General features: G+C 65.4%; 3 protein-coding genes. All 3 read right to left on the minus strand.

Annotated features, from left to right (window positions below):
* Positions 1–243: 243 nt before the first annotated feature.
* Positions 244–669 (minus strand): hypothetical protein, encoded by a 426-nt coding sequence (locus ACOVRJ_RS09345; protein ID WP_422043585.1) that lies wholly within the window; start codon positions 667–669, stop codon positions 244–246.
* Between the two features lie 32 nt (positions 670–701).
* Positions 702–1,364 (minus strand): NYN domain-containing protein, encoded by a 663-nt coding sequence (locus ACOVRJ_RS09350; protein ID WP_422043586.1) that lies wholly within the window; start codon positions 1,362–1,364, stop codon positions 702–704.
* Between the two features lie 85 nt (positions 1,365–1,449).
* On the minus strand, positions 1,450–1,765 hold a 316-nt coding region (locus tag ACOVRJ_RS09355; RefSeq protein WP_422043587.1), incomplete at its 5' end, for a hypothetical protein.

A 1,765-nucleotide genomic window follows, 5' to 3' on the forward strand; every position in this document is an offset into this window, starting at 1 on the left:
GCCTGGCGCCCCAACAGCAGCGCTGGCACATGCATCCAACTGCCGTTTTCAGGTTCAATGATCGAAGGCTGTGGGCAGTGGTCGAAGGTGGCGGCGGTGGGCAACGCAGCCGCGAAGCGGCGCGTTGTCCACGGGCGCCACCGGTGCGCCGCCGGTCGCCGCAGGCGCATCGTCCACATGTCCATGGCCTGCCGGGCGCGAAGCGCCCGGCCCCCTCGGCGCCGATTTTTTTGCGCTGCCGTTTCAGACTTCAACCGGCATCGCATCAGGCACACGCAGGCGACCCAGAATCTTGTCCTGCGCTCGCTCGGCGCGCCACGCTTTGACCTGGCGCTGCAAGGTTCTCGGTTGTGCCTTGCTGGCAACGAAGTCCGCGATCGCTGGTGTGCCCGCCGCCACATCCTCACTCACGCCGTGGGCCGCCAAGTCGCTCAGCGTCTGCTGAGAAAGCCGAATTTCCTGCAACAGCCGCACCGGGCCGAGGCCCATGAATGGAGCTGTCAGCCGCTGTCTGATCGCCGGCCCCACGCTGCTGTGGGCCGGAAGCCGATCACACGGCGTCGCCGGCGTGAAGCAGACCTTGTGCACGCGCGCGCCGTCTCGCGTCTTGGACTGCAGCTTGAACGAGGGCTGGAAGAAGTTGATGTACAGGTGTGATGACGCGTACAACTGCGCCGGGGCCTTCGTGGCTACGGTCCCGCTCAGGCGGCCATAGCCGACCAGTCGCCGCCACAGTGCTCGACCATGTCGATCTCGAAGAACCCGGGCGGCGGATCGAGCCAGTCGGCGAAGGTGCGCACCGGGATGCTTCGGCGGATCGCCGAGCCCACGCCCTTGCGGCGCTTGCGTTGTCCGCCGATGTGCGCCCGCGCTGCGGCCAGCACGCGATCGATGGTCGCCGCGCTCACCTGCAAGATGCGCTGCCCCCGCCGGCCCATCCGACGGGTAACAAGCGACGTGAGGCAACAGGTCAGCACCGGACGCGATTCCGATGAGTCAATGCGGCGCTCAAGATAAGTGTCGGCCGCCACACAGACGATCTTGCCTGCCTCGCGCATGCGGGTGGCCAAACGGGTGAAGTCGCTGTCGCTCGATACGAGGCAGAAGGCATTCAGGTTGCCTGCGTACAACAGGTCCATCGCGTCGATGATGAACGCCGAGTCGGTCGAGTTCTTGCCCTTGGTGAAGGCGAACTGCTGCATGGGCTGGATCGCGTGGCGATGAAGATGCTCTTTCCAGCCAACGAGATTGGGTGTTGTCCAGTCAGCGTAGGCGCGCTTGACGGTGGCTGTGCCTTGCTTGGCCACTTCCTCAAGCAGCTCCTTCACGACGCTGGCTGATGCTTTGTCCGCATCGATCAGCACGGCGAGCCGGGCAGTATCGCTATTGGCTCTTCGTTCTCTCCCTTCTGTATTCTCGACTTCGGGCCTCCGGCTGAGGCGAGCTGCCTCAGCGGGCAATGGCCCCGTTGAGCCCGGACCGAGCGCCGCAGTTGTCAGCAGGCAGCATGGCCGATGCACCGCTGGCGATCTCATCCCCCGACAAACCGGCGACCACTGCGGCTGTCAACCAGAGCCGGCATGCGAGATCGAAGGCCCCACCGACGTACCCGCCATCGTCATCGACCCCCTCGAACACCACGCGGTCGAGCTCCAGGAATGCTGCGAACAGCCCCATCGCCTCGCCCGGGAAGCGGGGCAGCACTTCTCTCTGGACCTGCGCGACCCAGACGTCAAGTTCCCGTCCAAAGGCTGCAGCGTCCTGG

The sequence above is a fragment of the Roseateles sp. genome (assembly GCF_049240545.1).
Taxonomy (GTDB): Bacteria; Pseudomonadota; Gammaproteobacteria; order Burkholderiales; family Burkholderiaceae_C; genus Paucibacter_A.